Origin of the sequence: Nocardia sp. NPDC005825, from assembly GCF_040630175.1 — a bacterium.
Lineage (GTDB): Bacteria > Actinomycetota > Actinomycetes > Mycobacteriales > Mycobacteriaceae > Nocardia.
In genome coordinates this window covers 322,568-348,880 of sequence record NZ_JBEXXC010000006.1, presented here as the reverse complement: position 1 = coordinate 348,880, position 26,313 = coordinate 322,568, and the positions used below count along the sequence as shown (strand labels likewise).

General features: G+C 68.6%; 24 protein-coding genes, 1 tRNA gene and 1 pseudogene. 14 read left to right on the top strand and 12 right to left on the bottom strand.

Features of this window, described 5'->3' with window-relative positions; all coding sequences use genetic code 11:
* The first annotated feature begins 10 nt into the window (after positions 1-10).
* Positions 11-1,132 carry a hypothetical protein gene (locus ABZ382_RS19330; RefSeq protein WP_357090555.1) on the top strand — a complete coding sequence of 374 codons (1,122 nt, stop codon included), beginning with the start codon at positions 11-13 and terminating at the stop codon, positions 1,130-1,132.
* 26 nt (positions 1,133-1,158) lie between these two features.
* Here the strand turns inward: ABZ382_RS19330 and ABZ382_RS19325 are convergent, their stop codons facing one another.
* The 4 genes from ABZ382_RS19325 to ABZ382_RS19310 all read right to left on the bottom strand — a co-directional run bounded on the left by ABZ382_RS19325 (position 1,159) and on the right by ABZ382_RS19310 (position 6,533).
* Positions 1,159-2,571 carry a serine/threonine-protein kinase gene (locus ABZ382_RS19325; RefSeq protein WP_357090553.1) on the bottom strand — a complete coding sequence of 471 codons (1,413 nt, stop codon included), beginning with the start codon at positions 2,569-2,571 and terminating at the stop codon, positions 1,159-1,161.
* Positions 2,572-2,659: 88 nt separating this feature from the next.
* Complete coding sequence (locus ABZ382_RS19320) at positions 2,660-2,899, bottom strand: hypothetical protein (RefSeq protein ID WP_357090551.1); 240 nt, start codon at positions 2,897-2,899, stop codon at positions 2,660-2,662.
* 30 nt (positions 2,900-2,929) lie between these two features.
* Positions 2,930-5,536 (bottom strand): LuxR family transcriptional regulator, encoded by a 2,607-nt coding sequence (locus ABZ382_RS19315; protein WP_357090549.1) that lies wholly within the window; start codon positions 5,534-5,536, stop codon positions 2,930-2,932.
* Between the two features lie 130 nt (positions 5,537-5,666).
* Positions 5,667-6,533: a helix-turn-helix domain-containing protein gene (locus ABZ382_RS19310; protein ID WP_357090547.1), complete on the bottom strand. Its 867-nt coding sequence runs from the start codon at positions 6,531-6,533 to the stop codon at positions 5,667-5,669.
* 193 nt (positions 6,534-6,726) lie between these two features.
* On the opposite strand from ABZ382_RS19310, the gene ABZ382_RS19305 reads away from it, so the two are divergent.
* Both ABZ382_RS19305 and ABZ382_RS19300 read left to right on the top strand, forming a co-directional pair.
* Entirely contained in the window at positions 6,727-7,161 is a 435-nt protein-coding gene (locus tag ABZ382_RS19305) for a YdeI/OmpD-associated family protein (RefSeq protein WP_357090545.1), read from the top strand.
* 134 nt (positions 7,162-7,295) lie between these two features.
* On the top strand, positions 7,296-7,649 hold the full coding sequence (locus ABZ382_RS19300; RefSeq protein WP_357090543.1) for a DUF4870 domain-containing protein: 354 nt from the start codon (positions 7,296-7,298) through the stop codon (positions 7,647-7,649).
* A gap of 64 nt (positions 7,650-7,713) precedes the next feature.
* Here ABZ382_RS19300 and ABZ382_RS19295 read toward each other — a convergent pair whose 3' ends face one another.
* Both ABZ382_RS19295 and ABZ382_RS19290 read right to left on the bottom strand, forming a co-directional pair.
* The gene (locus ABZ382_RS19295) at positions 7,714-8,901 is read right to left on the bottom strand and encodes a HipA domain-containing protein (RefSeq protein ID WP_357090541.1); all 1,188 of its coding nucleotides are present in this window, start codon (positions 8,899-8,901) and stop codon (positions 7,714-7,716) included.
* Entirely contained in the window at positions 8,898-9,098 is a 201-nt protein-coding gene (locus tag ABZ382_RS19290; RefSeq protein WP_357090539.1) for a helix-turn-helix domain-containing protein, read from the bottom strand. Before ABZ382_RS19290 ends, ABZ382_RS19295 begins: the two co-directional genes overlap by 4 nt.
* 215 nt (positions 9,099-9,313) lie before the next feature.
* Between ABZ382_RS19290 and ABZ382_RS19285 the strand changes: the two genes are divergently transcribed.
* The gene (locus ABZ382_RS19285; RefSeq protein ID WP_357090538.1) at positions 9,314-9,910 is read left to right on the top strand and encodes a transglutaminase family protein; all 597 of its coding nucleotides are present in this window, start codon (positions 9,314-9,316) and stop codon (positions 9,908-9,910) included.
* A 378-nt stretch (positions 9,911-10,288) separates the two neighbouring features.
* Complete coding sequence (locus ABZ382_RS19280) at positions 10,289-10,801, top strand: DinB family protein (RefSeq protein ID WP_357090536.1); 513 nt, start codon at positions 10,289-10,291, stop codon at positions 10,799-10,801.
* Here the strand turns inward: ABZ382_RS19280 and ABZ382_RS19275 are convergent.
* Complete coding sequence (locus ABZ382_RS19275) at positions 10,786-11,016, bottom strand: DUF397 domain-containing protein (RefSeq protein WP_357090534.1); 231 nt, start codon at positions 11,014-11,016, stop codon at positions 10,786-10,788. The two genes, ABZ382_RS19280 and ABZ382_RS19275, sit on opposite strands and share 16 nt — an antisense overlap.
* A gap of 110 nt (positions 11,017-11,126) precedes the next feature.
* Between ABZ382_RS19275 and ABZ382_RS19270 the strand changes: the two genes are divergently transcribed.
* On the top strand, positions 11,127-11,534 hold the full coding sequence (locus ABZ382_RS19270) for a protein kinase (protein ID WP_357090532.1): 408 nt from the start codon (positions 11,127-11,129) through the stop codon (positions 11,532-11,534).
* Positions 11,509-12,546 carry a serine/threonine-protein kinase gene (locus tag ABZ382_RS19265; protein WP_357090530.1) on the top strand — a complete coding sequence of 346 codons (1,038 nt, stop codon included), beginning with the start codon at positions 11,509-11,511 and terminating at the stop codon, positions 12,544-12,546. The genes ABZ382_RS19270 and ABZ382_RS19265 overlap by 26 nt, the downstream gene beginning before the upstream one ends.
* Positions 12,547-12,553: 7 nt before the next feature.
* Here the strand turns inward: ABZ382_RS19265 and ABZ382_RS19260 are convergent.
* The 5 genes and pseudogenes from ABZ382_RS19260 to ABZ382_RS19240 form a co-directional block, all read right to left on the bottom strand.
* Positions 12,554-12,629: transfer RNA gene (locus tag ABZ382_RS19260), tRNA-Lys, on the bottom strand.
* A gap of 108 nt (positions 12,630-12,737) precedes the next feature.
* Entirely contained in the window at positions 12,738-14,549 is a 1,812-nt protein-coding gene (locus tag ABZ382_RS19255) for an acetyl/propionyl/methylcrotonyl-CoA carboxylase subunit alpha (RefSeq protein ID WP_357090741.1), read from the bottom strand.
* Between the two features lie 816 nt (positions 14,550-15,365).
* Positions 15,366-15,893, bottom strand: a pseudogene (locus tag ABZ382_RS19250) (FAD-dependent oxidoreductase); the annotation flags it as partial.
* 53 nt (positions 15,894-15,946) lie between these two features.
* Positions 15,947-17,404: a cytosine permease gene (locus ABZ382_RS19245; protein WP_357090528.1), complete on the bottom strand. Its 1,458-nt coding sequence runs from the start codon at positions 17,402-17,404 to the stop codon at positions 15,947-15,949.
* Positions 17,405-17,629: 225 nt separating this feature from the next.
* Positions 17,630-18,061, bottom strand: a complete 432-nt coding sequence (locus ABZ382_RS19240; RefSeq protein ID WP_357090526.1) for a MarR family transcriptional regulator — start codon at positions 18,059-18,061, stop codon at positions 17,630-17,632.
* Positions 18,062-18,195: 134 nt separating this feature from the next.
* Here ABZ382_RS19240 and ABZ382_RS19235 point away from each other — a divergent pair, with 134 nt between their 5' ends.
* From ABZ382_RS19235 to ABZ382_RS19205, 7 genes are all read left to right on the top strand, one after another.
* Positions 18,196-19,269 carry an alkene reductase gene (locus tag ABZ382_RS19235; protein ID WP_357090525.1) on the top strand — a complete coding sequence of 358 codons (1,074 nt, stop codon included), beginning with the start codon at positions 18,196-18,198 and terminating at the stop codon, positions 19,267-19,269.
* 120 nt (positions 19,270-19,389) lie between these two features.
* A complete protein-coding gene (locus tag ABZ382_RS19230) occupies positions 19,390-20,313 on the top strand; it encodes a zinc-binding dehydrogenase (RefSeq protein WP_357090523.1) in 924 nt (307 codons plus the stop codon).
* A gap of 157 nt (positions 20,314-20,470) precedes the next feature.
* The gene (locus tag ABZ382_RS19225; protein ID WP_357090521.1) at positions 20,471-21,784 is read left to right on the top strand and encodes an FAD-dependent oxidoreductase; all 1,314 of its coding nucleotides are present in this window, start codon (positions 20,471-20,473) and stop codon (positions 21,782-21,784) included.
* Between the two features lie 2 nt (positions 21,785-21,786).
* Positions 21,787-22,650 carry an alpha/beta hydrolase gene (locus tag ABZ382_RS19220; protein ID WP_357090519.1) on the top strand — a complete coding sequence of 288 codons (864 nt, stop codon included), beginning with the start codon at positions 21,787-21,789 and terminating at the stop codon, positions 22,648-22,650.
* A complete protein-coding gene (locus ABZ382_RS19215) occupies positions 22,647-24,179 on the top strand; it encodes an aminotransferase class III-fold pyridoxal phosphate-dependent enzyme (protein WP_357090517.1) in 1,533 nt (510 codons plus the stop codon). Before ABZ382_RS19220 ends, ABZ382_RS19215 begins: the two co-directional genes overlap by 4 nt.
* 15 nt (positions 24,180-24,194) lie before the next feature.
* Positions 24,195-25,709 (top strand): FAD-binding oxidoreductase, encoded by a 1,515-nt coding sequence (locus ABZ382_RS19210; RefSeq protein ID WP_357090515.1) that lies wholly within the window; start codon positions 24,195-24,197, stop codon positions 25,707-25,709.
* 31 nt (positions 25,710-25,740) lie between these two features.
* Positions 25,741-26,268, top strand: a complete 528-nt coding sequence (locus ABZ382_RS19205) for a nuclear transport factor 2 family protein (RefSeq protein ID WP_357090513.1) — start codon at positions 25,741-25,743, stop codon at positions 26,266-26,268.
* Positions 26,269-26,313: the final 45 nt, after the last annotated feature.

Below are 26,313 nucleotides of genomic sequence, written 5' to 3'. Positions count from 1 at the left end.
CGGGGTGTCGATGACTGCGGCCGAATCCACCGAGGGCCAGGCGTGGTACCGACTGCGCAGCCTGCGCCTGGATCCCGGCGGTCCGCTGGGGGAGGGCGGCGCGGCGGAGATCTGGCGGTGCACGGTGCCGGATCGGGACCACCTGGTATTCAAGCGATTCCGGGACGAGGCCCGCGCCGACCTGGATGGCGACCGGTTGCGGCAGTTGGTGGCCTGGCCGCGGCGGCTGGCCCCCGAGGACCGCGAGCGACTGCTGGCCCGGTGCGCGTGGCCGAGCGCCGTCGTCACCGACGGCGCCGAGATCGTCGGCGTGGTACTGCCCGAAGCCCCGGCCGGCTACTTCCACAATCCCGGAAGCGGCTGGAAGCCGCGGCATTTCACCCGGCTGGCGGTGCCGGAGCAGGTGGCGACGCGGCGCGGATTCGAGTACTACGACTTCCCGCACAAGCTGGCCCGGCTCGGGCGGCTGCTCGGTGATCTGGACTTCCTGCACGACAACGGGATCGTGATCGGTGATCTGCAGCCGAACAATATTCTCGTCACCGGCGCCGCGCCCGCCGGGCAGCCGGTCGTGACGGACAACTACTTCCTGGACTGCGACTCGTTCCTGATCGACGGTCATTCCGCGATGCCGAATCTGGATCCGCTGCCCTGGCGGCCGCAGTACGCGAACGGGGACGGCTTCACGCCGACCACCGACCTGTTCAAGTTCGCGCTGCTCGCGATCCGGTGCCTCGCGGAGGATCTGGCGGCCGACCGGATCGATTACGGGCGCTTCGGCCAGCTGCTGCCGATGTCGGATTTCGAAGCCATCGATGCCCTGCTGACCTCACCGGCGCCGGCGCTGACCTCGGCCGACCTGCGCTCGCTGGCGCGGGCCTGGCAGTCGGTGGTGCGTCCGGACGGGGGCACGTTCCGGCGCACCGACACGGTGCTGCTCGAACGCTGGTCGCCCGCCATGCGCGTCGCGCACCTCGCGGAGATGACCACGGTGGCGGAACCTGTTGCCGCATCCCAGGACCTGCCGGTCGAGGCTTCCGAGCGGGCTGCGAAGCTGGTGCCGGTGCTGCTGGCGGCGGCCCTGGCCGCCCTGATCATCCTGGTGGTTCTCGGGATCGCGATGCACGGCTGACGACCCGCCGTGACGCCACGGCCGATTCAGTGGCCGGTGAGCAGCCGGAGCGCCACCAGGACGCTCAGTACCCCGACGAGCAGCCCGGCCACGCCCACCAGGGTCGCGAGCCGGGCTCGTTGTGGCGGTTCGGCATACGCCCGGCGGGCGTACACCCGGGCTCGGGTCGCCTGGATGAGCGCCGCCGGTCCGAACAGCAGGCCGAGCGGCGGGATCAGCGAAATCCAGGCCAGGGGAAGGTAAGTCGGCACCCGGCTGCGGCGAGCCCGCTGCCGTGATGCCGCACCCGACCGGTCGGTAGCGTGCGAGGGCCGCAGCCGCTGGGACGGAATCGGCTGGGACGGATCGTCATCGGTGACGACGGTGGCCGGCACGGTCGCCGCGGGATCGGGTGCGGGTGGTTGCGGGTCGCTGTGCACCACGGTGGGGTCGGTGTGCACGACGGTGGGATCGGTGCGGCGAGCCGGATTCAGGAGGGTGGTGTGGGGGCGCGGAACCGGGACCGTGTCCGGTAGATCGGAAGGAGCGAGGTAGGTGAGCCACGGGTCGGCCAGCTCGGTCGGGTCGGAATCCCTCGGGCTGGAATCGATCAGGACATGATCCGGCGGCGTGGCGGGCATCGGGCGGCGTGGCGGAGTCGGCCGCGCGAAGGCCGTCACCAGATCCTCGGCGGTCGGCCGCAGTTCCGGATCCTTGCTCAGGCTGACCGCCAGCATTCTCTGGTACTTGCCGGACAGCCCGTCCAGATCCGGTGTGCCGCGCACGATCCGGACCATCACGGACGAGACGTTCTCGCCGTTGAACGGAATCCGGCCGGTGGCGGCGAAGGCGACGCACGTGCCCCACGCGAAGATGTCGACCGGTGGCCCCGCGTCCCCGGCCCCGAACTGCTCCGGGGCCATCCACGCGATCGTGCCGATCACCACGCCGGGCGCGGTGATCCGGGTGCTGTCCGGCGTGAAGGCCAGCCCGAAGTCGATGATCTTCGGCCCGTCGAGGGTGAGCAGGATGTTGCCGGGCTTGAGATCCCGGTGCACCACGCCGGCCCGATGCACCGACGCGATCGCCTGCGCCAGTCCGGAGGTGAACTCGTCGAGTGCGCTGCCGGTGAGCGGCCCGCGGCGGGCCACCACGTCCTGCAGGGGTTCCCCGCCGACGAACGCGCTCGCCATCCACGGCCGGGGCGCATCGACGTCGGCGTTGACGACCTCGGCCACGAAGTCGCCGTGCACTCGGCGGGCGGCGGCCACCTCGTGCCGGAAGCGGGCGCGGAATTCGCGATCGTGCGCGAGCTCGGGCTTGGGCACCTTGATCGCGACGACGGTGCCGTCGGGCCCGAAACCCTGGTACACCACGCCCATCCCGCCGGCGCCCAGCCGTCCGTGCAGTACGAACGGCCCGATCCGGCCCGGATCGCCGGGCAGCAGCGGTCCTAGCACGCCGCCTCGCTTTCGCCTCGTCCTGTGGCCCTCGGACGGGACCGACCTCATCGTGCGTGCCCGCGCCGCCGCGGGCTGGCGTAGTGCGCTACTCCAATTCCCAGGTCGTCTCCGTCGATCCGTCCGGTTGGAGCGCACAGGTGAGCTTCGCCTCCGCGATGTCCAGCAGCGGGGCGAGCGCCTCGGGTTCGATGCCGAGATATTCACAGATCAGGTCCGGTTCCACCCCGGCCTCGCGGAGCCGGAGCGCCAGCGAGTACGCGGTGGGCAACCGCCGGAGCGCGGCCTCGCGTGGGTCGACCGAATCGTTCACCGTTCGATGGTGCATCCGGTCCGGCGGTCCGCCTGGGGTAGTCCACTACGCCAATCCGGGCGTGGCGCCGATACTTTGGCGGCGAGCCGCGCGGTAGCGGTGTCCCTCGACCGTGCGGACCGATACGTTCAGCTGGGCCGCGATCTCGCGGTTGGTGAGGCCTTCACCGACCAGTGCGATGATCTCCCGTTGCCGGTCCGTGCGAGTCGAGCGGTCGTCCGCCGCGTTGAGCGCCGGTGTGGCGAAGGCGCATTCGTCGGCGAGCCGGTGCGCGCGTTCCAAGGCCGACATCGCCGATCCACGCAGGCCGCGGCGCCGGAAGACCGCCGCGGCCTGCGCCGCGACGTCGATCGCGGTGGCCCGGTCGCCGCCCGCCTCGGCGTCGGCCGCGCTGGCCAGCAGTCCCTCACCGTCCCCGGCGGCCCAGGCCCGGGCGTGCGCGGCGGCGGCGCCGGCCCGGGGCCCGCCGACCAGGGTCGCGAGTTCGGTCAGGCGCGCGGCCGCGCCCCGGTCGCCGAATCGGGTGGCGACTTGCAGGCAGACCACTTCCTGTGCGGGAGTGTGCAATTCGGCCGCTCGCCCCGCGGCGGCCTGGGCGGTGTCGACGGCTACGGTGCTGGCCCCTTGTGCGGCCGCGGTCCAGGCCCGCGCCAGCAGCAGGGGCGGGTCGAGGATCGGGAACGGGTTCGGTTCGGCGGTCAGCTCGGCGAGTACGGCGTCGGCCTCGTCGGCGTGTCCCGACATGGCCAGCCCGGTGGCGAGGTCGATCCGAGAGTCGATGAGCCCGAACGCGTTCGAACCGTCGCGGGCGTACACGTCCACGGCCCGGCGCAGCGCGGGGACGGCGGTGCCGAGGCGGCCCGCGGCCAGATCGGCGTGGCCGCGGAGCTGCACGGCGAATCGGCCGAACAGCGCGGGGAGCCCCACGGTACGGATCTCGATCTGCTCGGCGATCCGGTCGGCGGCCGCGAGCCGTCCGGCGAGCAGCAGCGCGCGCAGGTGATGCCAGGTCAGGAAGAACACCAGCGGGGCCGCGGCGGCGGACCGGTTCAGCAGTTGCGCGCCGCGTTGGGCGACGGCGTCCGCCGCCGCGACGTCACCGGTCGACGCGTGGATCGTCAACAGCGCGCACAGTCCGGTCAGGCGCGCGAAGTCCGGGAGCTCCTGATGGTCCGGCAGACCGGCCATCGTGTCCGCGGGGAGTCGGCCCGCCATGGCGTCGACTCCGGCCGCGAACGCGTCGAGCACGGGTGCGCAGGCGGCGGGGAGTTCCGCGCGGGCGGCGGCGAGAACCTCGGCGGCTCGGGCGGGTTCGCCGGCGCCGTAGGTCAGGTTGGCGGCCCGGCGCACGACCAGGTCGGCGGTTTCCCAGGGCCCGATGCCGATCTCGTCCGGATCCAGGTCGGCGACCAGGCTCTCCACGTTCTCCGGGGAGCCGATCAACTGGGTGGCCGACAGTTCGAGCAGGATCGCGTCGTAGCCGCCGCCCGCCACCCGCGCGGCTCCGGCGAGCCGGGCCGCGCCCGCACCGTCCAGCAGCTGCATCGCGGCGCCGGCGCCGGCGGTGAACAATCCGGAATCCGGTGGCAGATCGGAGTCCAGCGCCATGAGCGCCTGCCGGACCAGTGCGGTGGGCCCGTCGGCGGCGACCGTGCCGCCGGCCGAGGCGATCCGGCCGCGCAGGCGTCGCAGCCGAGCCGGGCTGGTGCGGTCCCGGCGGATCTCCCCGTAGAGGGGATGTCCCAGGAGCACCAGTTCACGGCGGCCGGTGTGGTCGATGCGAACCAGTCCGCGGGCGAGTGCGAGATCCAACGCCAGTTCGTCGACGACGTCGACGAGGACGGTGGCGTCGACCGGTTCGCTGACCGCGACGCTGTCGACGACCAGCGCCAATTCCGGTGACAGCGAGCCCATCTGCGCGTCGATCAGTTCGCCGAGGGTGCCGGAGATCACCGGATTGCCGGTCCACACCGCTGATCCGGGCCGGGTCAGCAGCCGCCCGGCCTCCCGTTCCTGCTCGACCAGATGACGCAGGAACAGCACATTGCCGCGGGTCAGCTGCCACAGCCGGTGTGCGGTGGGCGGATCCGGTGGCTGGCCGAGCACACGGGCCACCAGCCGGTCGGATTCCTCGCGGGCCAGCGGCAGCACCTCGAGCCGCTCCACCCGTTCGTTCTTCCACAGCCCGACGATGGCGTCGGGGGCGGGTTGCCCGGAGCGCACGGTGAGGACCAGGCGGGCGGCTCGGCGATCGACGAGCTGCTGCAGGACCAGCGCCGACAGATCATCGACCAGGTGGGCGTCGTCGACGCCGACGATCACCGGCCGATTCTCCGGGCTCGCCGACAGCGCGTTCACCACGGCGTGGACCTGTCGGATCGGATCGGTGCCCGCGGTGGCGGGTACCCATTCGGCGAAGACGCCCAGCGGCAGCGAACGGGCCGAAGCGGTGGCGGCGGCCCAGCGCACCTCGTAGCGGCCCGAGAGCGTTTCGAGTAGTTCCCTGGACAGCCGACTCTTGCCGACCCCGGACGCGCCCGCGAGCACGACCCCGGCTCGCGGGCCGCGCACCGCCGCTCGAGCGCGGCGCAGTTCCTCGGTCCGCCCGATCAGTGGCCAAACGGACTGCACCAGAGCGTTATCGGTCGTCATGGACACCGTGACCTCCCCCCGGATTCTCAGGTGTGGCGCACCGGCTTCCGTCGCCGCCGGTGTATCGGCGGTGAATTGCGCTGCGCAGCACGAGTATCGGCCGCACCGGGCGGTAGCGCACCACACCGTGTCATTCAGTGACTCGGGTGGCCGTGGGCAGGGCGGGCCAGGTGTATCCGACCCCGGATCGGAGTCGTAGATAGGACGGCAGCACCGTCGCGGGATCCGGGACCCGTCCGACGACCTCGCGGATATCGCGTTCGAGACCGTCGGCTGATTTCGACAGCGCGGTCCGCAGGTCGGCGGCGGTCACCGAGTTCGTGCAGCCGGTGACACCCACCACGCCGGTGAGCCGACCGGCGTCGTCGCGCAATGCGGCCGCGGCGCACCGGTATCCGAGCGCGACCTGTTCCTGTTCCTCGGCGTATCCGGTGTCGTAAGCCTGTTTCAGCAGGTCGGTCATGGTGTGCCGATCGGTCACGGACTGCGGCGTCATCGGACTCCACCCGGTGGACAGCGCCCGGTCCGCGCGGTCCGGCGCGTGCGCGAATTGCAGCCGCCCCGAGGCGAACAGCACCGCGCTGTTGCCGAACATCTCGAGGTTGGGCCACCAGCCGCGCTGCATGGCGGCCGCGTACCGCGGCCCGAAGGCGGCGCCGACGGTCACCAGGCTGCCGTCGTGCACCGTCGCGTACCAGGCGATCTCTCCGCGTGAAACATAGTGCAGCTCTTGCAGATACGGCTGTACGGTCATCGGCATCCGCTGCTGGTAGGCGGACTGCAGCCCCTGGTTCATCAGCCGTGACCCGGCCCAGTAGCCGTCCTCGGTGCGGACCAGCATGCCCCGCGCGACCAGGTCGTTGGCGATCCGCCGGACGGTGGGTTTCGGTATCCCGGTCCGCCGGGTCAGCTCGCGCAGCGGCAACGGTGCCGGCGCGTCGGCGACCGCGTCCAGAATCGCGACCACCCGGCCGACCACCGTGTGATCATCGGTCATCTGCCGACTCCTCCCAGGTACGGGACGACCATCGATCCGACTGTCGCACACACCGCCCCTGTTCTCAGGAAAACACAATCCAGAGGTGAGAGTGCCCGGCGCGGCGCGGGACGCAGCGGCCCGGGGCTCCGCGATGATCTTGGTGTAGGAAGATGGGAGCGGCCGTCGGAGCCGGAACAACGGGAGAACCACCATGAAGTTTCGAGCCATCGTCGAGCCACCGGAGCCCATGCGAGGCTTGGAGGTTCCACCCGACGTGGTGGAAGCGCTCGGCGGCGGCGCCCGCCCGCCCGTGACCATCACCCTCAACGGCCACACCTGGAAGAGCCGAGTGGCCATCCTCCGCGGCCGAAACCTCCTCGGCCTCAGCAACGCCAACCGCAAGGCCGCGGGTGTCGAGATCGGCGACGAAGTGGAAGTCGAGATCGAACTCGATACCGAACCCCGCGAAATCGTCGAGCCCGACGACTTCGCTCGAGCCCTCGACGCCGACCCCATCGCCCGCGCCGCCTACGACAACCTCTCCCACAGCCGCAAACGCGAGCACGTCCACGCCATCGACAGCGCCAAGAAACCCGAAACCCGCCAACGCCGCATCGAAAAGGCGATCGCCACCCTGCGGGGCTGAAACACGAGAATCCCTCAGCCCGGCCGTGACCTGCAGGTTCGTTCTGAAGTTGGGATCGGTAGGGGCCGTCTGCGGCATTTACTTACCGCATGACATTTTCTCAGCCTCCCGCAAACCAGCCGCAGTCCACCGGGTTGGACAAGAAGACCAGCGCGATCCTGTCCTACGCGCTGGGCTGGCTCACCGGCATCCTCTTCCTCTTCATGGGGAAGAACGATCCCGATGTGAAATTCCATGCCTCGCAGTCGATCGTGTTCTTCGGCGCGGTCTCTGTGGTCAACTTCGCCCTGAGCATCATCGGTTCCCTGCTCGGCGCCCTGGGAATCATCTTCAGCCTCGCCGGCCTCGTAGTCGGCCTCCTGGCGCTCGTCGTGTGGATCATGGCGATGGTTCAGGCCAACAACACCGGCGGTGTGCGTGCGCCGCTACCCATCGTCGGAAAGTTCATCGCCCCGTATGCCGATCAGCTGGCCAACTCGGTCAAGTAGCGGCGAAGATCAACGGCCCGAGGGGATCTCGGGCCGTTCGGCGCGAGCGACTGCGTTTCGGTGCTCAGTGGCCGAGTTCGGCACGCCGCCAACGCAGTTCGCGCTCCACCTTGTTCATGGGTGATCCCGAGAACGGCAGGGCGGCGTAATCAACCGCTGCGGCCGCTCGGAGTGCGACAGTGCGCGCCGAAACCGCGGCTCGCTCGGTTAGTCCGACCTCTGCGGCGAACGCGGCCCAGTCGCGGGAGCGCAACTTGCGAGTCCTGCCGGAGATAGGCAGCGCCATCGAGTCATCTCCATAGACCAGAGTGCACGGTATGTCGAATATCGGTGCGATACTCCATTTCCCGCCGGGCCCCTCGACCACACCGATGTTCTTCGCGTGCAGGTCACCGTTTCCGGTGAGCCAGGCGAAGAGAAACTGCAAGTAGAGGTTTCGACGAGCTACTGCCGGAGCCTCGGATATCCGCGCGAGTGCGTTGACCACGGTGCCCGCATCGGGCTGATACTTCGACGCCGGAGGCAGGCCCAGCACCTGTGTCGCATCCTCGAACGCCAAGCGTCGCCACGACCCCTCCTCGTGCACCCGATCGAATCGCCGCACCAGCAGGCCGGTTTCGCCAATGCGGTCGGTTACCAGATTCGCCTCGGCGACAGGGATTTTCATCAACGTCGCCGCTTTCAGATGCGCCGCTTCGTTCTCCACCAGATGGGGGTACTCCGGTTGCGAGAGCTTGAGAATGAACTGCCCATACCGAGCCGAGAACGGCACACTGATCATCGACGCACTGGCTTTACGCTGAACTCCCGGCAGCGCATGAGTGTCGATTTCGTCTACGAATCGCGCGAATTCGAGCTCTGCGGGCGAGTCTCCCTCAACCAATGGCGGAATGTAGGTGAGCTGCTGACCAGCGGGGATGATCTGCGCATCCCCGGGTACATCACCCCCTACCGCCAGCAGCAGGCTCAGTTCATCGTTGATACTGGTTTTGACCGCACGCTGCAATACCGTGAGCCGATGCCCCTCGGGCAGAAGACCTTCGAAGAAGGGCGGGACCGCACCCGCGAAGCTGCGCACGGAATCCAGGCTGAGCGGGAGCGTCGTGGCTAACGGCGTTCCGTCGGCGAGATAATCCTTCTCGTAGCGAAATTCGGTCCCACCGTCCGCTGTCCGCTCCAGGACACCCGCGCGCCGACCGGCCTTGTACACATCCGCTCGGGCAACCCGCCGAAGCTCCTCGAGATCCCTCACCCGACAACCCCCAGGGTGAGTCCGAGCACGTCGGCCACAGCGGCGACAGTGGCGATGCTCGTCGACCCGCTACCGTGCTCGATCTCGCGTACCGTGCGCGTGGAGGTGCCCGCCAGCTCCGCCAACTGCTCCTGCGTCAGCCGATGACGGCGACGTGCCGCGTGAATAGCGTCCCCGATGCTCGATAGCACCGTCATCGAATCACCTCCATAAGAACGGCAATATTCTGCCGATTCCGTGCGGATTCATCTAGGCTACCCGAGCCTATATTGAAATCGGCAGAATACTGCCGATCTGGTAGAAGTTGCCTACGCAAAAGCGTCGCAGAGCCGAAATCGGCAGGATATCGCCGCCGAAGGTCGGTCGGCGGCCTGGCGAAGGGCTGGTCTCGGGTTCGTTCTAGGGTTCGATCATGTCGTTCTCGCTGGTGTCGTCGTTGAGCCCGGATGCCTTCCTGGTGGGCGATTCGATCGTCGAGGTCGATCATCCGACGGTGCGCGAGCTGGGGCGGGAGCTTCGAGCCGGCGCCGACGGGGAGGTCGAGTTCGCTCGGAAGGCGTTCGAGTGGGTGCGGGACAATGTCTCGCACTCCTTCGACGCACGCGATCCTCGGGTGACGCTGCGCGCTTCGGAGGTGCTCGAACAGCGGGTTGGGCTTTGTTATGCGAAGTCTCACCTGCTGGCCGCGGTCCTGCGCGGACACGGGATCCCTACCGCGCTGTGCTACCAGCGGCTGACTCACGGTGTCGGGCACGTGCTCCACGGTCTGGTCGCGGTGCACCTCGACGGGGGCTGGCATCGGCAGGACCCGCGTGGCAATCGGCCCGATATCTCGGCGGAGTTCTCCTTGGATGCGGAACGGCTTGCGTTCCCCGTCGACCCCGAGCTCGGTGAAATCGACTATCCGGAGTTGTATTGTGCCCCAGCTCAATCCATCGTCGACACGCTATCGAAGGCGACGGACATCCTCGCGGTCTACGACGATGGTCTGCCATCGGGCCTGGCCTGAGACCGTGAAGAAAACTGCGTAGAAATCGCACGTAGCGGCCCAAAATTTTGGTGAAATCTTGGTGCTGGGGTCGAATCCTCCCGGCGCGTTCGGTGCCTGCGATGAATCGCGGTCGGCTGAACTTCCAAGCCCTGATGCCCGATCGCCTTCGGCTGCTCTCAATGAGCCAGTTCAGTGCGTTCGGCCGGCCGAGATGATCTCGGATGGTGCACCTTCCAGGTCCTTGTCGGCCGACTTTTATCGGCGCAGCTACTCGACGATCAGCTGGCCAACTCGGTCAGGTAGCGGCGAAGATCAACGGCCCGAGGGGATCTCGGGCCGTTCTGCATTTTCGGGAAGGTTCGGGCGGGTTGTGCTCGGACCGGCGAGAATGGCCGGATGAAGTCGAGCCAGCGGGCCGAGACGCCTCGGATTGCCGGAGAGCGCGAGACGCTCACCGGTTTTCTGCAGTTTCAGCGAGATACGTTGGCGTGGAAGTGTTCGGAGCTGTCGGCCGCACAGTTGCGGCGGCAGGTGGTGTCGCCGTCGAAGCTGTCGCTGCTCGGACTCGTGCGTCACATGACCGACGTGGAGCGTGGCTGGTTCGCCCGCACGCTCGGGGGTGTGGACGCGCCCGCGTTCTACTGGGGTGTCGAGCGGTCGGAGGATGTGGACTTCGACGTCGATGACGCGGACGTCGATGAGGCGTTTCGCTTGTGGCACGAGGAATGCGCCCGCTCGCGGGAGATTGTGGACAGTTGTGAATCACTCGACACGGTCGGCGATCACCAGTCCGACGATGACGGCTACAGCGTGCGCTGGATCCTCACGCACATGATCGAGGAGTACGCCCGCCACAACGGCCACGCCGACCTGCTCCGAGAACGACTGGACGGTCAGATCGGCGAATAGGGCCCGTTGCCGCCGCCGATCACCAATCCTGCGGTGAACGTATCCCATTGGTCAGCAGTGAACGTCAGCGCTGGTCCGCCAGGGTTCTTGGAATCGCGGATGCCGACATGACCCCGCGGGAGCCACGCGACTTCAACGCATTCATTCTGTCCACCGCTGTAAGACGACTTGAACCACTGCCCGTCCGATAGGTCTACGGTGCCGTCGGGTCTCATGGACGCAAGGGCGATCTGACCGTCTGGTTGCGGGCTCCGTGGGCACCGTTATTCGAGTACGGTTGACTGACTCCGAATGTTGCTGGGGCGCAGAACCGCTGGGAGCAGTCATGTCTTCGCTGGGACGACCGGGCTGGGTTCTCGGCGGCCGCTACCGGTTGATCGAGAAGCTGGGCAGTGGCGGATTCGGGACCGTCTGGAAGGCACGCGACGAGCGGTCGCGGGTGGATGTCGCGGTGAAGGAGGTGCTGCTCCCGCAGGCCGAATCCAGCGCGCAGCACGCGGAGCGGGTCGCGCGGGCGGAACGTGAGGCCCGCAATGCCGGTCGGCTGCGCGATCATCCGAATATCGTCGGTGTCCTCGATGTCGTCACCGACAGCGGGACGCCCTGGATCGTCATGCGCCTGGTGTCCGGCCGATCGTTGAAGCAGCGAATCGACAGCGACGGGCCGGTCGACGTCGCGGAAGCCGCCCACCGTCGCCGCCGCCCTGTTGCAGGCACTGCGGGCCGCCCATGACGCCGGCGTGGTCCACCGCGATGTCAAGCCGGGCAATATCCTGCTCGCCACCGGTGGCGAGGTGCTGCTCACCGATTTCGGAACCGCCCGCCACCACTCCGATCACACGCTGACCGCCAAGGAGGCGCTCATCGGTTCGTTCGAGTACATGGCACCCGAACGCGTCGACGGCGACGACACACCCGCCGGTGACCTGTACGCCCTCGGCGTCACGCTCTACCACGCGGTGGAAGGGGTTTCGCCGTTCCGTCGCGACACCATTCACGGAACCATGAAAGCGGTCATGTTCGGTGCGGTTCCCTCGCCGGTGCACGCCGGGCCACTCGGTCAGCTCATCACCCGGCTGATGGACAAACGGCCGGAGTCACGTCCGTCCATCCCGCACGCACTGGCCATGCTCACAGCCCCGGCACCGCCGGACCTATCGTCGAAATCGGAAGTCCCCAAGGAAAATTCACGATCGTCGGGCACCGGACGGAAGCGCGGCGAGATCAGCCAATTGCTGGCCCGGGCCCGTGATCATCAGAAGCGCGGCGACATCGGCGAAGCCGAACGGCTACTCCGCCAAGCCGCGGCGATGAACGACGCCCTGTCCATGTCCTTCCTGGCGCGACTCCTCGAAAACCGGGGCGCCCGAGCGGAAGCCGAACGCTGGTACCGGCGGGCCGCCGAGTGCGGTGAAACACTCTCGATGCTGACCCTGGGCCATATGTGCATGAAGACCGGTGACCTCAGCCAGGCCGCCTACTGGTACCGCCGCTACGTCGATAATGGCCACATTCTCGGAAAGGTCCACCTGGCAACGGTTCATGAGGCCCGAGGCGAGGGCGACCGAGCCGAGTCCCTGTACCGCGAGGTGGAACAAGACGGCGACATGGTCGCGCTGAAAGCCCTGGGTGACCAATGGAAATCCCTCGGGCGCACCGACGCCGCGAAACGCGTATACCTCAAATCCGCGCGAGCCGGCTACGCCCCGGCCCAAGACGCCCTCGGCGGTCTGACCTCGCGTTAGGTATTTCTGGTGCGCCATCAGGGACTCGAACCCCGAACCCGCTGATTAAGAGTCAGCTGCTCTGCCAATTGAGCTAATGGCGCTTGCTACGTCGTTGCGGGAAGGAACTTTAGCAGGGTGGGGGCTGGAAGTGGAATCGGGTTTTCTCGAGGGGGTGCGGCCCCGGCTGGTGTGCCGGGGCCGCACCGGGGCTAATTGATTTCGGCCAGGACGGTGCCCTGGGTGATGGCGCTGCCGGGCTCGACAGTGAGGCCGGTGATGGTGCCGGCCTTGTGGGCGGTGACCGGGTTCTCCATCTTCATGGCCTCGAGCACCACGACCAGGTCGCCCGCCTCGACGGACTGGCCCTCTTCGACGGCCACCTTGACGACGGTGCCCTGCATCGGAGCGGTCACGGCGTCACCGGAGGCGGCACCCGCGCCCGCGCCACCGCGCTTGCGGGGCTTCGGCTTCTTGCGGACCGGGGCGGCAGCGGCGGAGGCGGAGAATTGGGCGGGGATGGAGACTTCGACTCGGCGGCCGCTGACCTCGACGATGACCTTGTGGCGCGGAGCCTCTTCGTCCTCTTCGATGGCGACAGCGCCGGTGTAGGGCTCGATCGGGTTGTCCCACTCGTTCTCGATCCACTTGGTGTAGACGTCGAACTTCTCGCCGTCGCCGATGAAGGCGGGGTTGGTGACGATGTGGCGGTGGAAGGGGAGGACTGTGGCCAAGCCCTCGATCTGGAATTCGGCGAGGGCGCGGGCTGCTCGTTGGAGGGCCTGGTCACGGGTTTCGCCGGTGACGATCAGTTTGGCGAGCATGGAGTCGAATTGGCCGCCGATGACAGAGCCCTCGACCACACCGGAGTCGACACGCACGCCGGGACCGGTCGGTTCGCGGTAGGTGACGACCGGGCCCGGTGCCGGGAGGAAGCCGCGGCCCGCGTCCTCACCGTTGATGCGGAACTCGAAGGAGTGGCCGCGCGGGGCCGGGTCCTCGGTCAGGGTCAGGGCGTGGCCTTCGGCGATGCGGAACTGCTGGCGCACCAGGTCGATTCCGGCGGTCTCCTCGGTCACCGGGTGCTCCACCTGCAAGCGGGTGTTCACCTCGAGGAAGGAGACGGTGTCGCCCTGGACGAGGTATTCGACCGTGCCCGCGCCGTAATAGCCTGCCTCGCGGCAGATCTGCTTCGCCGACTCGTGGATCTGGGAACGCACGGAATCGGACAGGAAGGGTGCGGGGGCTTCCTCGACGAGCTTCTGGAAGCGGCGCTGCAGCGAGCAGTCACGAGTACCGGCGACGACCACGTTGCCGTGCTGGTCGGCGATGACCTGCGCCTCGACATGGCGGGCCTTATCCAGGTACTGCTCCACGAAGCACTCGCCACGACCGAACGCCGCGATCGCCTCACGGGTCGCGGACTCGAACAGCTCCGGGATCTCCTCGATGGTGTGCGCGACCTTCATGCCACGGCCACCACCACCGAACGCGGCCTTGATGGCCACCGGCACACCGAACTCCTCGGCGAACGCCACCACCTCGTCAGCGTTCTTCACCGGGTCCTTGGTACCCGCGGCCATCGGCGCCTGCGCGCGCTCGGCGATGTGGCGCGCGGTCACCTTGTCACCCAGATCCCGAATCGACTGCGGCGACGGACCGATCCAGATCAGACCGGCATCGATCACGGCCTGCGCGAAATCCGCGTTCTCCGAGAGGAACCCGTAACCGGGGTGGATCGCATCGGCACCTGATTTGGCGGCGGCCTCGAGAATCTTGTCGAACACCAGATAGGACTCGGCCGATGTCTGCCCACCCAGCGCGAACGCCTCATCGGCGAGCTTCACGAACGGCGCGTCGGCATCGGGCTCGGCATACACCGCGACGCTGGAGATTCCGGCGTCCTTGGCGGCCCGGATCACGCGCACAGCGATCTCGCCTCGGTTGGCTACGAGGACCTTCGTGATTCGCGTGGTCGGCACAGCGGCTCCTGTCTTCTTGCCGGGTTCGGAGGCGGCCAGCATCTCGTCGCGTTCCACGACCTTGACGCGTTCGCGGCCCTGCGGTTCGCCGAGGGCGCGTTCGTGGGCGTCGAGGCGGTACCAGCCCGCCCAGGTGGTGAACGGGATGCCCTTGCGCTCCAGGAATTCGATGACGGCATCGGGGTCGGGCCGGGCGGCGGGGATGAAGGAAGGGGCGTCGTCGAGCAGGCACGCGATGGTCTCGTTGGCGTCGCCCTTGGTGTGACCGATGAGGCCGACGGGGCCGCGTTTGATCCAGCCGGTGACATAGGTGGCGGCCAGGCCGGGGATGCGGCCCGCGGTATTGGGGACCGTGCCGCTGTCCTCGTCGAAGGGCAGGCCCGGAATCGGCTGGGAGAGATAGCCGACAGCGCGATAGACGGCCTGGATGTCCCAATCACGGTATGCACCGGTGGGTTTCACGTTGCCGGTGCCGTCGAGTGCGGTGCGTTCGGTCCGCAGGCCGACGACCTTGCCGTTCTCGCCGAGGATCTCCGAGGGGTTCTCGAAGAAGTGCAGGAACAGCTTGTGCGGGCGGTCACCGACATCGCGAATGGCCCACTGCTCCACGGTGTTGCAGATCATGTCGACCTGTTTGGAGGTGCGGCGCGCGGCTTCGGAGCCCTCGTCGTAGTCGATGTCCTCGGGGTCCACGATGACCTCGATGGTGGGGGAGTGGTCGAGCTCGCGCAGTTCGAGGGGCGTGAACTTGGCCTGGGCGGGACCCCGGCGGCCGAACACGTGCACTTCCAGCGCCTTGTTGGCCTTCAATCCCTCGTAGACATTCGGCGGAATCTCCGTGGGCAGCAGCTCGTCCCCGGTCTTGGCCAGCACCCGCGCCACATCCAGCGCGACATTGCCGACCCCGAGCACCGCGACCCGCTCCGCCTCCAGCGGCCAGGTCCGCGGCACATCCGGATGCCCGTCGTACCAGGACACGAAGTCCGCAGCGCCGTAGGACCCGTCCAGGTCGATCCCCGGAACATCCAGTGCGCGGTCAGCATTCGCTCCGGTGGAGAAGATGACCGCGTCATAGAACTGACGCAGATCGGCCAGGGTGATGTCCACCCCGTAGTCGATATTGCCCAGCAGCCGCACCTGCTCCTTGTCGAGCACCTTGTGCAAGGCGGTGATGATCCCCTTGATCCGCGGGTGATCCGGCGCGACGCCGTAGCGGATCAACCCGAACGGCGCGGGCATCCGCTCGTAGAGGTCGATGCTCACCCCGTCGAACCCCGCGTGCCCCTCGGATTTCATCAAGGCGTCGGCGGCGTAGATCCCGGCCGGTCCCGCCCCCACGATCGCAATGCGTAGTGGGCGGGTCGCTGCACTCTGTTCGGTAATCATGGTTCCCTTCACGACTTTTCGGTCACCGACAGGCCCCGCGACCCGCCGGTTGTTCACGCGTTGATCTCGGCCGCCGCGATCCGCGAGCGGTAGAGCGAGCGGCTGAGCACCGCGTACACGGTGGCCGCGACGGCCGGTCCGGCCAGCGCCGACAGGTCCGCGCCGCCGAGGGCCGAGGCCACCGGCCCCTCCCACGAGGTGGTGTGGATACACAGCCCCGCCGAGATGCCGCCGGAGACGATGGCCGCGACGCCGGCGATGTTGAAGCCCGCCGTGTACCACTGCGCGCTGCCGGGGTGCTCGTCATTGAGCGACACCCCGTCATACCGGTTGCGGCGCAACACGATATCGGTCACGTAGATGGCGACCAGCGGTCCCAGCACCACGACGGTGAGTTCCAGCCACCGGCTCAGGGTCGCGAGGAAGTCCTCGGCGACGAACAGCGCGTAGAAGGTGATCGCGCCGCCGAGCACGCCGTCGATGAACACGGTCTGCGAGCGCCGCATCTTCACGCCGAGTCCCTGCAGGCACAGGCCGGACGAGTAGGTGGTGAGCACATTGGTGGTGATCGCGCCGACGACGATCACGGCCAGGAACACCGGGTAGAACCACCCGGGCAGGATGCCCTTCAGCGAGGTCTGGGGATCGGTCATGTCGACGCTGGTCCCGGCGACGACGCCGATGACGCCCAGCGCGACCGCGGGCACGAACCCGCCCAGCGCGGTCCACCCCATCACCGCGCGCTTCGACACCGATTCCGGCAGGTAGCGCGCGTAGTCCGCGCCGACGGTCCACGACAGCGGAGCCGACGCGACCAGCGCGACCCCGACCAGCAGCGCCGACCACAGCGAGGACCCGGTGAGCGGTTGCGCGGGAACGTAATCGAACTTGGCGTGGCCGAACACGAAGACGCCCAGCAGCACACAGCAGAGCACCAGGGCCGCGGTGAAGAACGGGCTCAGCCGCACGATCGTCGCGTGACCGTAGATGCTGATCGTGAAGGTCGCGACCGCCATGACCGCGACGATGACGAGCTTCACCGGCGTCGACACCGTCACGCCCAGATGCCCGGCCAGCGCGAACGCCGCGAGCGAACCGAACGACAGGTTGATCGCCTCGTAGGAGATGGCGATCAGCCAGTTGAGCCCCGCGCCGAAGAGCCGGTTGCCGCGAATGCCGAACATGGAGCGCATGATCACCACGCTGGGCGTGCCCGCCGCGGGGCCGCTGACCGCGAGCGCGCCGACGCCGAGCCAGAACAGGTTGCCCAGCACCACGACCGCCAGCGCCTGCCACAGCGACAGGCCGAGCAGCAGCGCCGTGCCGCCCAGCACGATGTAGATGTAGGCGACATTGGACGCCGCCCAGATGGTGAACAGTTCACGCGGCGTGCCGCGGCGCTCCTGCGGGGGAACGAAGTCGATGCCGCGAACCTCGATGTGCCCGAACGCATCCCCCGATGGTTCCGGTGCTGGTTCCCGGGTTGTGATGTCCTCTTGCTGACTGGTCACCGCGCGCCTCCGAATACCTTGTGCAGCTTCCGTATCCGACGTGTCCACGACACGTCCGCGGCGAAACTATCGCCGCGAGCGTCATCGCCCGGTCATCGTCGGGACATCAGGGAGCATTCGCGCAGGTCAGAGCGGTGCGCGTGAGATCATCACGCGTTGATCAGAGTGTTTGCCCACGGGTAGCGTTGGGCCGCAACGAGTTCGGTGTGTTCGTCGCCGGTGTGGTCACCGGGGCGGGGTGAGTGCTTTACGGAGAAGGTCGGCCAGTTGCTGTTGTTCGTCGGGGGTCAGATTGGCGACCGCGCGGCGGGGGAAGTCGAAGGAGTCCTCGAACGCGTCGTTGACGGCTTCGCCCTCGGGGGTGCGCTGGATGCGCCGGAAGCGCCGGTCGGCGGGGTCGGGTTGGCGCAGGACCAGGGAGCGGGCCTCGAGCCGGGTGACGATCTGGGTGATGTTGGAGGCGTCGCAGCCGAGTTCCTCGGCCAGTTCGCCCATCCCGCGGGGTGTGCCGACCCGGCCGAGCACGCAGGCGTGGGCCATGCTCATGCCCTGGTCACGGGCGGCGTCCTCGAAGGCGTGGTTGTAGGCGTCCACGAATTCGAACATCACGCGCTCGACGTCGGTGGATGTGCTCACGGGACCTGCCGGTACTGCCATGCAGAAAATTCTAAGCCAAGACTTGACGAAGGTACTTGATTGGATAAATCACATGTGCCAGCATGGTGCTTGATCCAATCAAGTAACTGCGCGCACCAGTCCGGCGCGCGACTCGATCCAGCAAGGAGTACAAGGTGAGCACTCTGTTCGAGCAGGTCTCGATCGGTCAGTTGCAGCTGCCGAGCCGTCTGGTGATGGCGCCGATGACCCGCAACCGGGCCACCCTGGATGGGCTCGTCACCGAGCTCACCGCCGAGTACTACACGCAGCGCGCGAGTGCCGGCCTGATCATCAGCGAGAGCATCCAGCCCAGCGTCATCGGCCAGGGCTACTTCCTGACCCCGGGCCTGCACAACGAGGCCCAGACCGCGGCCTGGCGCCAGGTCACCGACGCCGTGCACCAGGCGGGCGGCCGCATCATCGCGCAGCTGACCCACTGCGGCCGCATCGGCCACCCCATGCTGTACCCGGACAACGCGCTGCCGCTGGCCCCGTCCGCGGTGGTCTCCGGTGAGCAGCTGTTCACCCCCAACGGCATGATCGACCACCCGGAGCCCCGGGAGATGACCGCCGAGGACATCACCACCACCATCGCCGACTTCGTGGCCGCCGCGCGCAACGCCATCGCCGCCGGCTTCGACGGTGTCGAGATCCACGGTGCGAACGGCTATCTGCTGCACCAGTTCCTGGCCGACAACACCAACCTGCGCACCGACAACTACGGCGGCTCGATCGCCAACAAGATCCGCTTCGTCACCGAGGTGGTGGCCGCGGTCGCCCAGGCCATCGGCGCCGACCGCACCGGTATCCGGCTCTCGCCCGGCAACCCGTTCAACCACATCGTCGAGGCCGACCCGGCCCCGCTGTACGTCGAGCTGCTCACCAAGCTGTCCGACCTGGACATCGCCTACGTGCACATCATGGAGGGCGGCGACCGCGAGCTGACCACCAAGCTGCGCGCGGCCTTCGCCAACAGCATCATCATCAACCCGCACGCCACCCCCGAGGCCTTCCCCGCGACGGTCGACGCCGCCAAGGAAGCGCTGGAATCCGGTGTGGCGGACGCGGTCGCGCTGGCCACCCTGTGGCTGGCCAACCCCGACCTGGACGCTCGCATCAAGGCCGGCGGCCCCTTCAACACCGCCGACGAGGCCACCTTCTACGGCGGCGACCACGTCGGCTACACCGACTACCCGACCCTGGGCTGAGTCACCCCATAACTGAATTCGCTACGGCCGCCCCGATTTCCGATCCCGGCCGGGACGGAGTCGGGGCGGCCGTGCGCCCGGACCATGTCCGCCGATCCCCTGAGCAGAGGAGCACTGAAGATGAAGGCACTCGTCCACGACCAGGCCGCCCCGCACATGCTGCGCCTGGGCGACGCCCCCGCCCCGACGCCGGGACCGTCGCAGGCGCTGATCGACGTCGCCGCGTTCTCGTTCAACTTCGGGGAGGTCGCCTTCCGGGTCCCGGACCTGCCGACCGGCACCATTCCGGGCTGGGACGCCGCCGGAACCGTCGTGGTCCCCGCGGCCGACGGTTCGGGTCCGCCCGCGGGCAGCCGCGTGGTGACCTTCGGCTGGGGCGGGGCCTGGGCCGAGCAGCGCGCGGTCGACACCGCGGAGCTGGCCCTGGTGCCCGACACCCTGGATATCGGTGCGACAGCGGCGCTTCCGGTCGCCGCGGTCACCGCCCTGCAGGCGATCCGGCGGCTCGGCGACATCGCCGGACGCCGGGTGCTGGTGACCGGCGCGTCCGGGGGCGTGGGCCGGTTCGCGGTGCAGCTCGCGCATCTGGCCGGTGCGGAAGTCGTTGCCTCGGTGGGCAGTCCGGCCCGCGGCGCGGGGCTGGCCGAGCTGGGCGCGAGCGAGGTGATCCTCGGTCCCGCGGCCCTGCACGGCCGGGTCTTCGGCGCGGTCGACAATGTCGGCGGCCAGCAGCTGGCCGACGCCTATCTGCGGCTCGAGACCGGCGGCACGGTGGTGGCGGTCGGCAAGGCCTCGAAACAGCCGACCCTCATCGACTTCGAGGAGGCGCGCATCCGGGTCGATCGCGCGCGGATCGAGACCTTCGTCATCGGCACTCCGCTCGGCGGCGAGCTCGCCGAACTGGTCGGCCTGGCCGAGCGCGGGCAGCTGGATCTGGCCATCGGCTGGCGTGGCGACTGGACCGATTACCTGCGTGCCGCCGACGCCCTGGTGAGCCGCCGCGTGCCCGGCAAGGCGGTGCTCGACGTGCGCCGCGCGGACTGACTCGGGCCTCGAAAAGCCGCTCGTACCAGCGCTATTCGTGTCCAGTGTCTCGACGATGACCGGTCGGTGAGCCGCCCGTGGATACGTTCACCCCGTGGCCGCGCGCGAACGGGCGGAGAGCCACTGGCACGAGCGGTACGAGCAGAGGAGACAGGCCATGACCACCCGAGAGAACCGCGCCGTCGTATTGGGGGGTGGGCTCGCCGGTTTGTTCGCCACCCGCGTGCTCGCCGAGAAGTACGAGCGGGTCACCCTTGTCGACCGGGACCACCTGACCGGTCCGAACCTGCTGCGGCGCGGCCTGCCGCAGGGCCACCACCTGCACGGTCTGCTCTCGCGCGGCCAGCAGATCGCCGAGGAGCTGTTCCCCGGCGTGACCGACAAGATGGTCGCCGACGGCGCGGCCATCGGCGACGCGTCCAAGGACGTGCGCTGGATCATCAACGGCAAGAAGCTGGTTCAGGTCGACTCGGGCCTGGTCTGTCTGACCGCGAGCCGTCCGTTCTTCGAGGGCCACATCCGCGAGCGGGTGCTGGCGCTGCCGAACGTGGAGCTGGCCGAGCAGTCCGACATCAGCCGCCTCGAGGTGGTCGAGGACGGCAAGCGGATCGCCGGTGTGTGGGTGTTCCCGGAGAACTCGCACGAGACCCTGATCCCCGCCGACCTGGTGGTGGACGCCTCGGGTCGCGGTTCGCGCGCCTCGGTGTGGCTCGACGACCTCGAGTTCGGCCGCGTCGAGGAGGAGAAGCACAAGATCGGCATGGGGTACGCCACCCGGTACTACCGCATCCCGGACGAGGCCTTCGGCGACGACATCTCGATCAACACCGTCGCCTCGGCCGGTGTGCCGCGCGGCTGCATCTGCCAGAAGATCGACGGCGGCCGCGCCATCGTGACCGCCTACGGCATCCTCGGCGACCACCCGCCGACCGATCCCGAGGGCTTCCTGGCCTTCATCAAGACCCTTGCCGCGCCGGACATCTACGAGACGCTGCAGCAGGCCGTGCCGCTCAACGACCCGGTCGCCTACAAGTTCCCCACCAACCTGCGCCGCCACTACCAGCGCATGACCGCCTTCCCGGCCGGCTTCCTGGTGATCGGTGACGCGGTGGCCAGCTTCAACCCCAGCTACGCGCAGGGCATGACGGTCGCCGCCATGGGTTCGGCCGTGCTGCGCAAGCACGTCCAGGCCGAGGGCGAGATCGACCCGCTGGCCTACTTCCGCGATCTGGCCGCCGAGGCCATCGACGGCTGCTGGGACATGGCGATCGGCGCCGACCTGAGCTACCCCGAGGTCCAGGGTGAGCGCACCCCGGAGATCCTCGAGGCGCACGCCTTCATCGCGAAGGTCCAGGACGCGGCCGCCCGCGACGGCGACGTGTCGCGTGCCTACCAGCGCGTCATCGGCCTGGCCGATCCCGCCACGGTGCTGCACGAGCCCGCCCTCGAAGCCAAGATCTTCGCGGAGTAGTCATGACTGTGGAACGAATCAGCCTGGGCGAGTTCACCTTCGACGTCGACGCCGCCGGTCCTGCCGACGGCCCCGCCGTGCTCCTGCTGCACGGCTTCCCGCACAGCCGCGAGTCCTGGAACGAGGTGGCGCCCATCCTGCACGAGGCCGGGCTGCGCACCATCGCCCCGGATCAGCGCGGGTACTCCGACGGCGCGCGGCCGGCGGAGGTCGCCGACTACGCGCTGCCGAACCTGGTGGCCGACGCGCTCGGCATCCTGGACGCGCTGGGCGTCGAGTCCGCGCACGTGGTCGGTCACGACTGGGGCGCCGCGGTCGCGTGGTATCTCGGTGCGCGCCACCCGGATCGGGTGCGCAGCCTGGTCGCGCTGGCCATCCCGCACCTGGACGCCTACCAGCACGCCTACCGGGTCGACGAGGAGCAGCAGCACAGCTCGCAGTACGTCGAGTTCCTCATGTCGGCCGACTCGGGCGCGCAGTTCCTCGCCGACGACGCCGCCCAGCTGTGGGCGTGGTTCGCCCAGGCGGGGGAGGGCGTGCTGACCCCGGAACAGGTGAGCCGCTACGTCACCAAGCACAGCGACCCGGCCGTGCTCGAGGCCGCGCTGAACTGGTACCGCGCCAACAACCTGCTCGGTGAGCCGTTCGGCTTCGGCCCGGTGACCGTCCCGACGACCTTCGTCTGGAGCGTCACCGACACCGCCGTCAGCAAGCTCGCGGTCACCGAGACCGCTCAGCACGTGACCGGCCCGTACCGGCTGGTCACGCTGGAGAAGACCTCGCACTGGCAGCCGCAGCAGGCGCCGGAAACCGTTGCGGGAGAGATCTTGAACCTGGTACGCGCCGGAGAGGTCCAGAGCCGATGACCACGATCGAGAACGCACAGGACTACGCCGAACCGCATCTGCTCGGGGTGCTGGCCACGGCCGGGCTCGATGTCGAGTACACCCGCGGTGAGGCCGACACCCTGTACTACCGCAAGGACGGTCAGGAGATCGCCGTTCTCGACTTCGTCGGCGGTTACGGCTCGACGCTGCTCGGGCACAGCAATCCCGAGCTGATCGAGCACGCCCGCGAACTGCTGGCCGCGCAGACGCCGATCCACGCCCAGTTCTCCCGCCACTCGTACGCCAATCGCGTGGTGTCCCAGCTGAATTCGATCATCCGGCGGGAGCTGGACGACGACGAGAACTACTTCGCGATCTTCGCCAACAGCGGTGCGGAGGCCATCGAGGCCGCCATGAAGCACGCCGAGTTCGAACGCTTCGCGCGGATCGCCGGGCTGCGGGCCGAACTCGAGGCCAATGTCGAGGCCGCGCGCGCCGCCGTCGCGGACGGGCGGGCGTCGGGCGACGTCGAGGCCCTGGTGGCCGCGGCGACCGCGCACAACGACGCGTTGTTCGCGAGCACGCCGCTGTTCCTGAGCCCCGTCGGATCCTTCCACGGCAAGCTCGCGGGCAGCGTCCAGCTCACCTACAACCCGATCTACCGGTCGGTGTTCTCGGCGCTGGCCGCCCAGGCCCGGTTCGTCCCGATGGACCAGCCCGGCGCGCTCGACGAGATCGTCGCCGCCGAGCGGCGCGACCTGCACGACCTGGAGATCGCCGACGGCCGGGTGCGCGTGACGCCGCGGTCCTTCCCGGTGTTCTGCGCCCTGGTGCTGGAACCGATCCTGGGCGAGGGCGGCATCCACGAGGTGCCGGTGGAATTCGCCAAGGACGTCAACCGGGTCGCCGCCGACCTCGGCATCCCGGTGGTCGTCGACGAGATCCAGGCCGGCATGGGCCGGACCGGCGCGTTCCTGTCCAGCAGCCACCTGGGCCTGCGCGGCGACTACTACGCCATGGCCAAGAGCCTGGGCGGCGGCATCGCCAAGGCCGCGGTGCTGCTGGTGCGCGAGTCGCGGTACCTGCGCGACTTCGAGATGATGCACAGCTCGACCTTCGCCAAGGACAGCTTCTCCTGCCTGATGGCGGAGAAGGTGCTCGGCCTGCTCGAGGCGAACGACGGCGAGGTGTATCGCACCGCGGCGCAACGTGGTTCGGAACTTCTGACCGCGCTGCGCGGGCTGCGCGACGAGTTCCCGACCGTGATCGCGGACGTGCGCGGCCGCGGCCTGATGGCCGGACTGGAGTTCGCGAACCTGGCCGAGGCGGACTCGCAGGTGCTGCGGGATCTCGACGGCAGTGGCTTCTTCGGCTACTACGTGTCCGGTTTCCTGTTGCGCGAGTACGGCATTCGCACCTTCCCCACCTCCAGCGCGGTGTACACCCTGCGGTTCGAGCCGTCGGTCAACCTCACCACGTCCGATATCGAACGGCTGATCGTCGCCCTGCGCGACGTGTGCCTCGAGATTCGCGACGCGGAGGGCGCCCGCCTGGCGCCGATCGCCTGAAAGGAGAGGCACACCATGATCGAAACCTTCGACGTCGAACGGGTGACCCCGGACGACGAGCGCTACGGCGTGCTCGCGGCCAGCTTCAACGGCCGATGGAGCGGCGCGCCCGAGTACGTGCTGCTGCCCAAGACGGCCGACGAGGCCGTGGCGGCGGTGCAGCACGTGCTCGATCGCGGCGTGCGGTTCGCGCTGCAGAGCAGTGGCGCGTGCTACGAGGACCTGATCGTCAACCCCGATGTCCAGGTCATCATCAGTGCGTCGCAACTGAATTCGGTCGAGTACGACGCCGAGCTGTCCGCGTTCGCGGTGGGCCCCGGCGTCAGCACCGCCGACCTGTACCAGAAGCTGTACGACGGCTGGCAGGTCACCGTCCCGGCCGGGATCGGTCCGCCGGTCGCGCTGGGCGGGCAGATGACGAACGCGGGCTACGGTCCGCTGTCGCGTCAGTTCGGGCATCTCGTCGACTACCTCGAGGCGGTCGAGGTCGTCGTCGCGGACGCCGACGGCAAGGCCCGTACGGTCGTGGCGACCCGGCGGGCCGACGACCCGAACCGGGACCTGTGGTGGGCGCACACCGGCGGCGGTGGCGGCACCTACGGGCTGGCCACCAAGTTCTGGCTGCGCGCGCCCGGCGCGACGGGCACCGAACCGGCCGGCCAGTTGCCCTCGGCTCCACGGGAACTGATCGTGTCCGAGGTCGTCTGGTCCTGGGATCAGCTGACCGAGGACGCCTTCGGGAAGCTGCTCACCACCTTCACCGCCTGGCACGAGAAGCACGCGGGCGTCGACTCGCCGTACGTGAATCTGTTCAGCGCCCTGAAGCCGCGGCACATCTCGGCCGGTGAGTTCCTGATGTCCTCGCAGATCGACGCGGCCACCCCGGACGCCGACCGGCTGCTCGACGAGTTCCTGGCCGCCATGGCCGAGGGCGCCGGCATCACCTACCGGGTGGACGCGCGCAAGCGGGTCGAGTGGATCTCCCACGTCACCGCGTGGGCGGATCTGGGCGGCGACGGCTGGGAAGGCAAGGGGCGCTTCAAGGCCAAGTCGGCCTACCTGCGCACCGCGCTGCCCGCCGACCAGGTGGCGGCCCTGTACCGCAATCTCACCGATCCGGCGTTCGACAACCCCGCCACCCTGGTGGAGATCGCCGGGTACGGCGGCCACGTCAACACCGTCGAGGCCGCGGAAACCGCGTCCCCGCAGCGTGATTCGATCATCAAGATGCTCTACATCGTGATGTGGGCGACGCCGGAGGAGGACGCGGCCCAGCTGGCCTGGCTGCGCCGCTTCTACGCCGACGTGTACGCCGCGACCGGTGGAGTGCCGGGCCGGGGCGGCGCCAACGACGGCGCGGTCCTGAACTACACCGACACCGATCCGCTGGACCCGGCGCTGCACACCGCGCCGATTCCGTGGCAGGAGCTGTACTTCGGCGCCGCCCTGCCGCGCCTGCGGGAGATCAAGGCGACGTGGGATCCGCGCGGCCACTTCACCCACGCCCTGGCCGTTCGCGGCGACAACTGACCGCACTACCGGATCACCCTGGAGGCATCCGATGACATCGCTCGAGAAGATCGAGTACTTCGACGACCGCTACCGCAAGGCCCGCGCCGAGCTGGGCGGCGCGCTGCCCGCCGCCGACGCCATCGGCGACTTCATGGGCGCGTGGTACAAGGCGGTCAACTCCGCCGACATCGACGCGCAGCTGGCCATGTGCACCGACGACATCCTGGTCGAAGACCCGGCCATGTTCGGCCGGTTCAGCAAGGGGCACGAGGACTTCCGCCTCTTCGCCCAGATCACCTACAAGGCGTTCCCGGACATGCGGTTCGAGGCCACCGGCGCGCCGCTGGTGGCCCTGGACGGCAATCGGATCGTGGTGCCCTGGCACGGCACGGGCACCCTGTCCGGCGGCATCTCCGGCTGGCCGCCGGAGCACCCGGAGGAGCCGGTCGCGGCCACCGGGCGCAAGTTCGATCTGGAGGGCATGGACACCTACGAGTTCCGTGACGGCCTGATCAGCTACTGGCGCATCAGCTACGACAACTTCGAGATGTCGCAGCAGCTGGGCCTGATGGGCTGACACTCCTCCTGATCGGTTCGCGCCGGGCACCGGGTACCCCTCCCC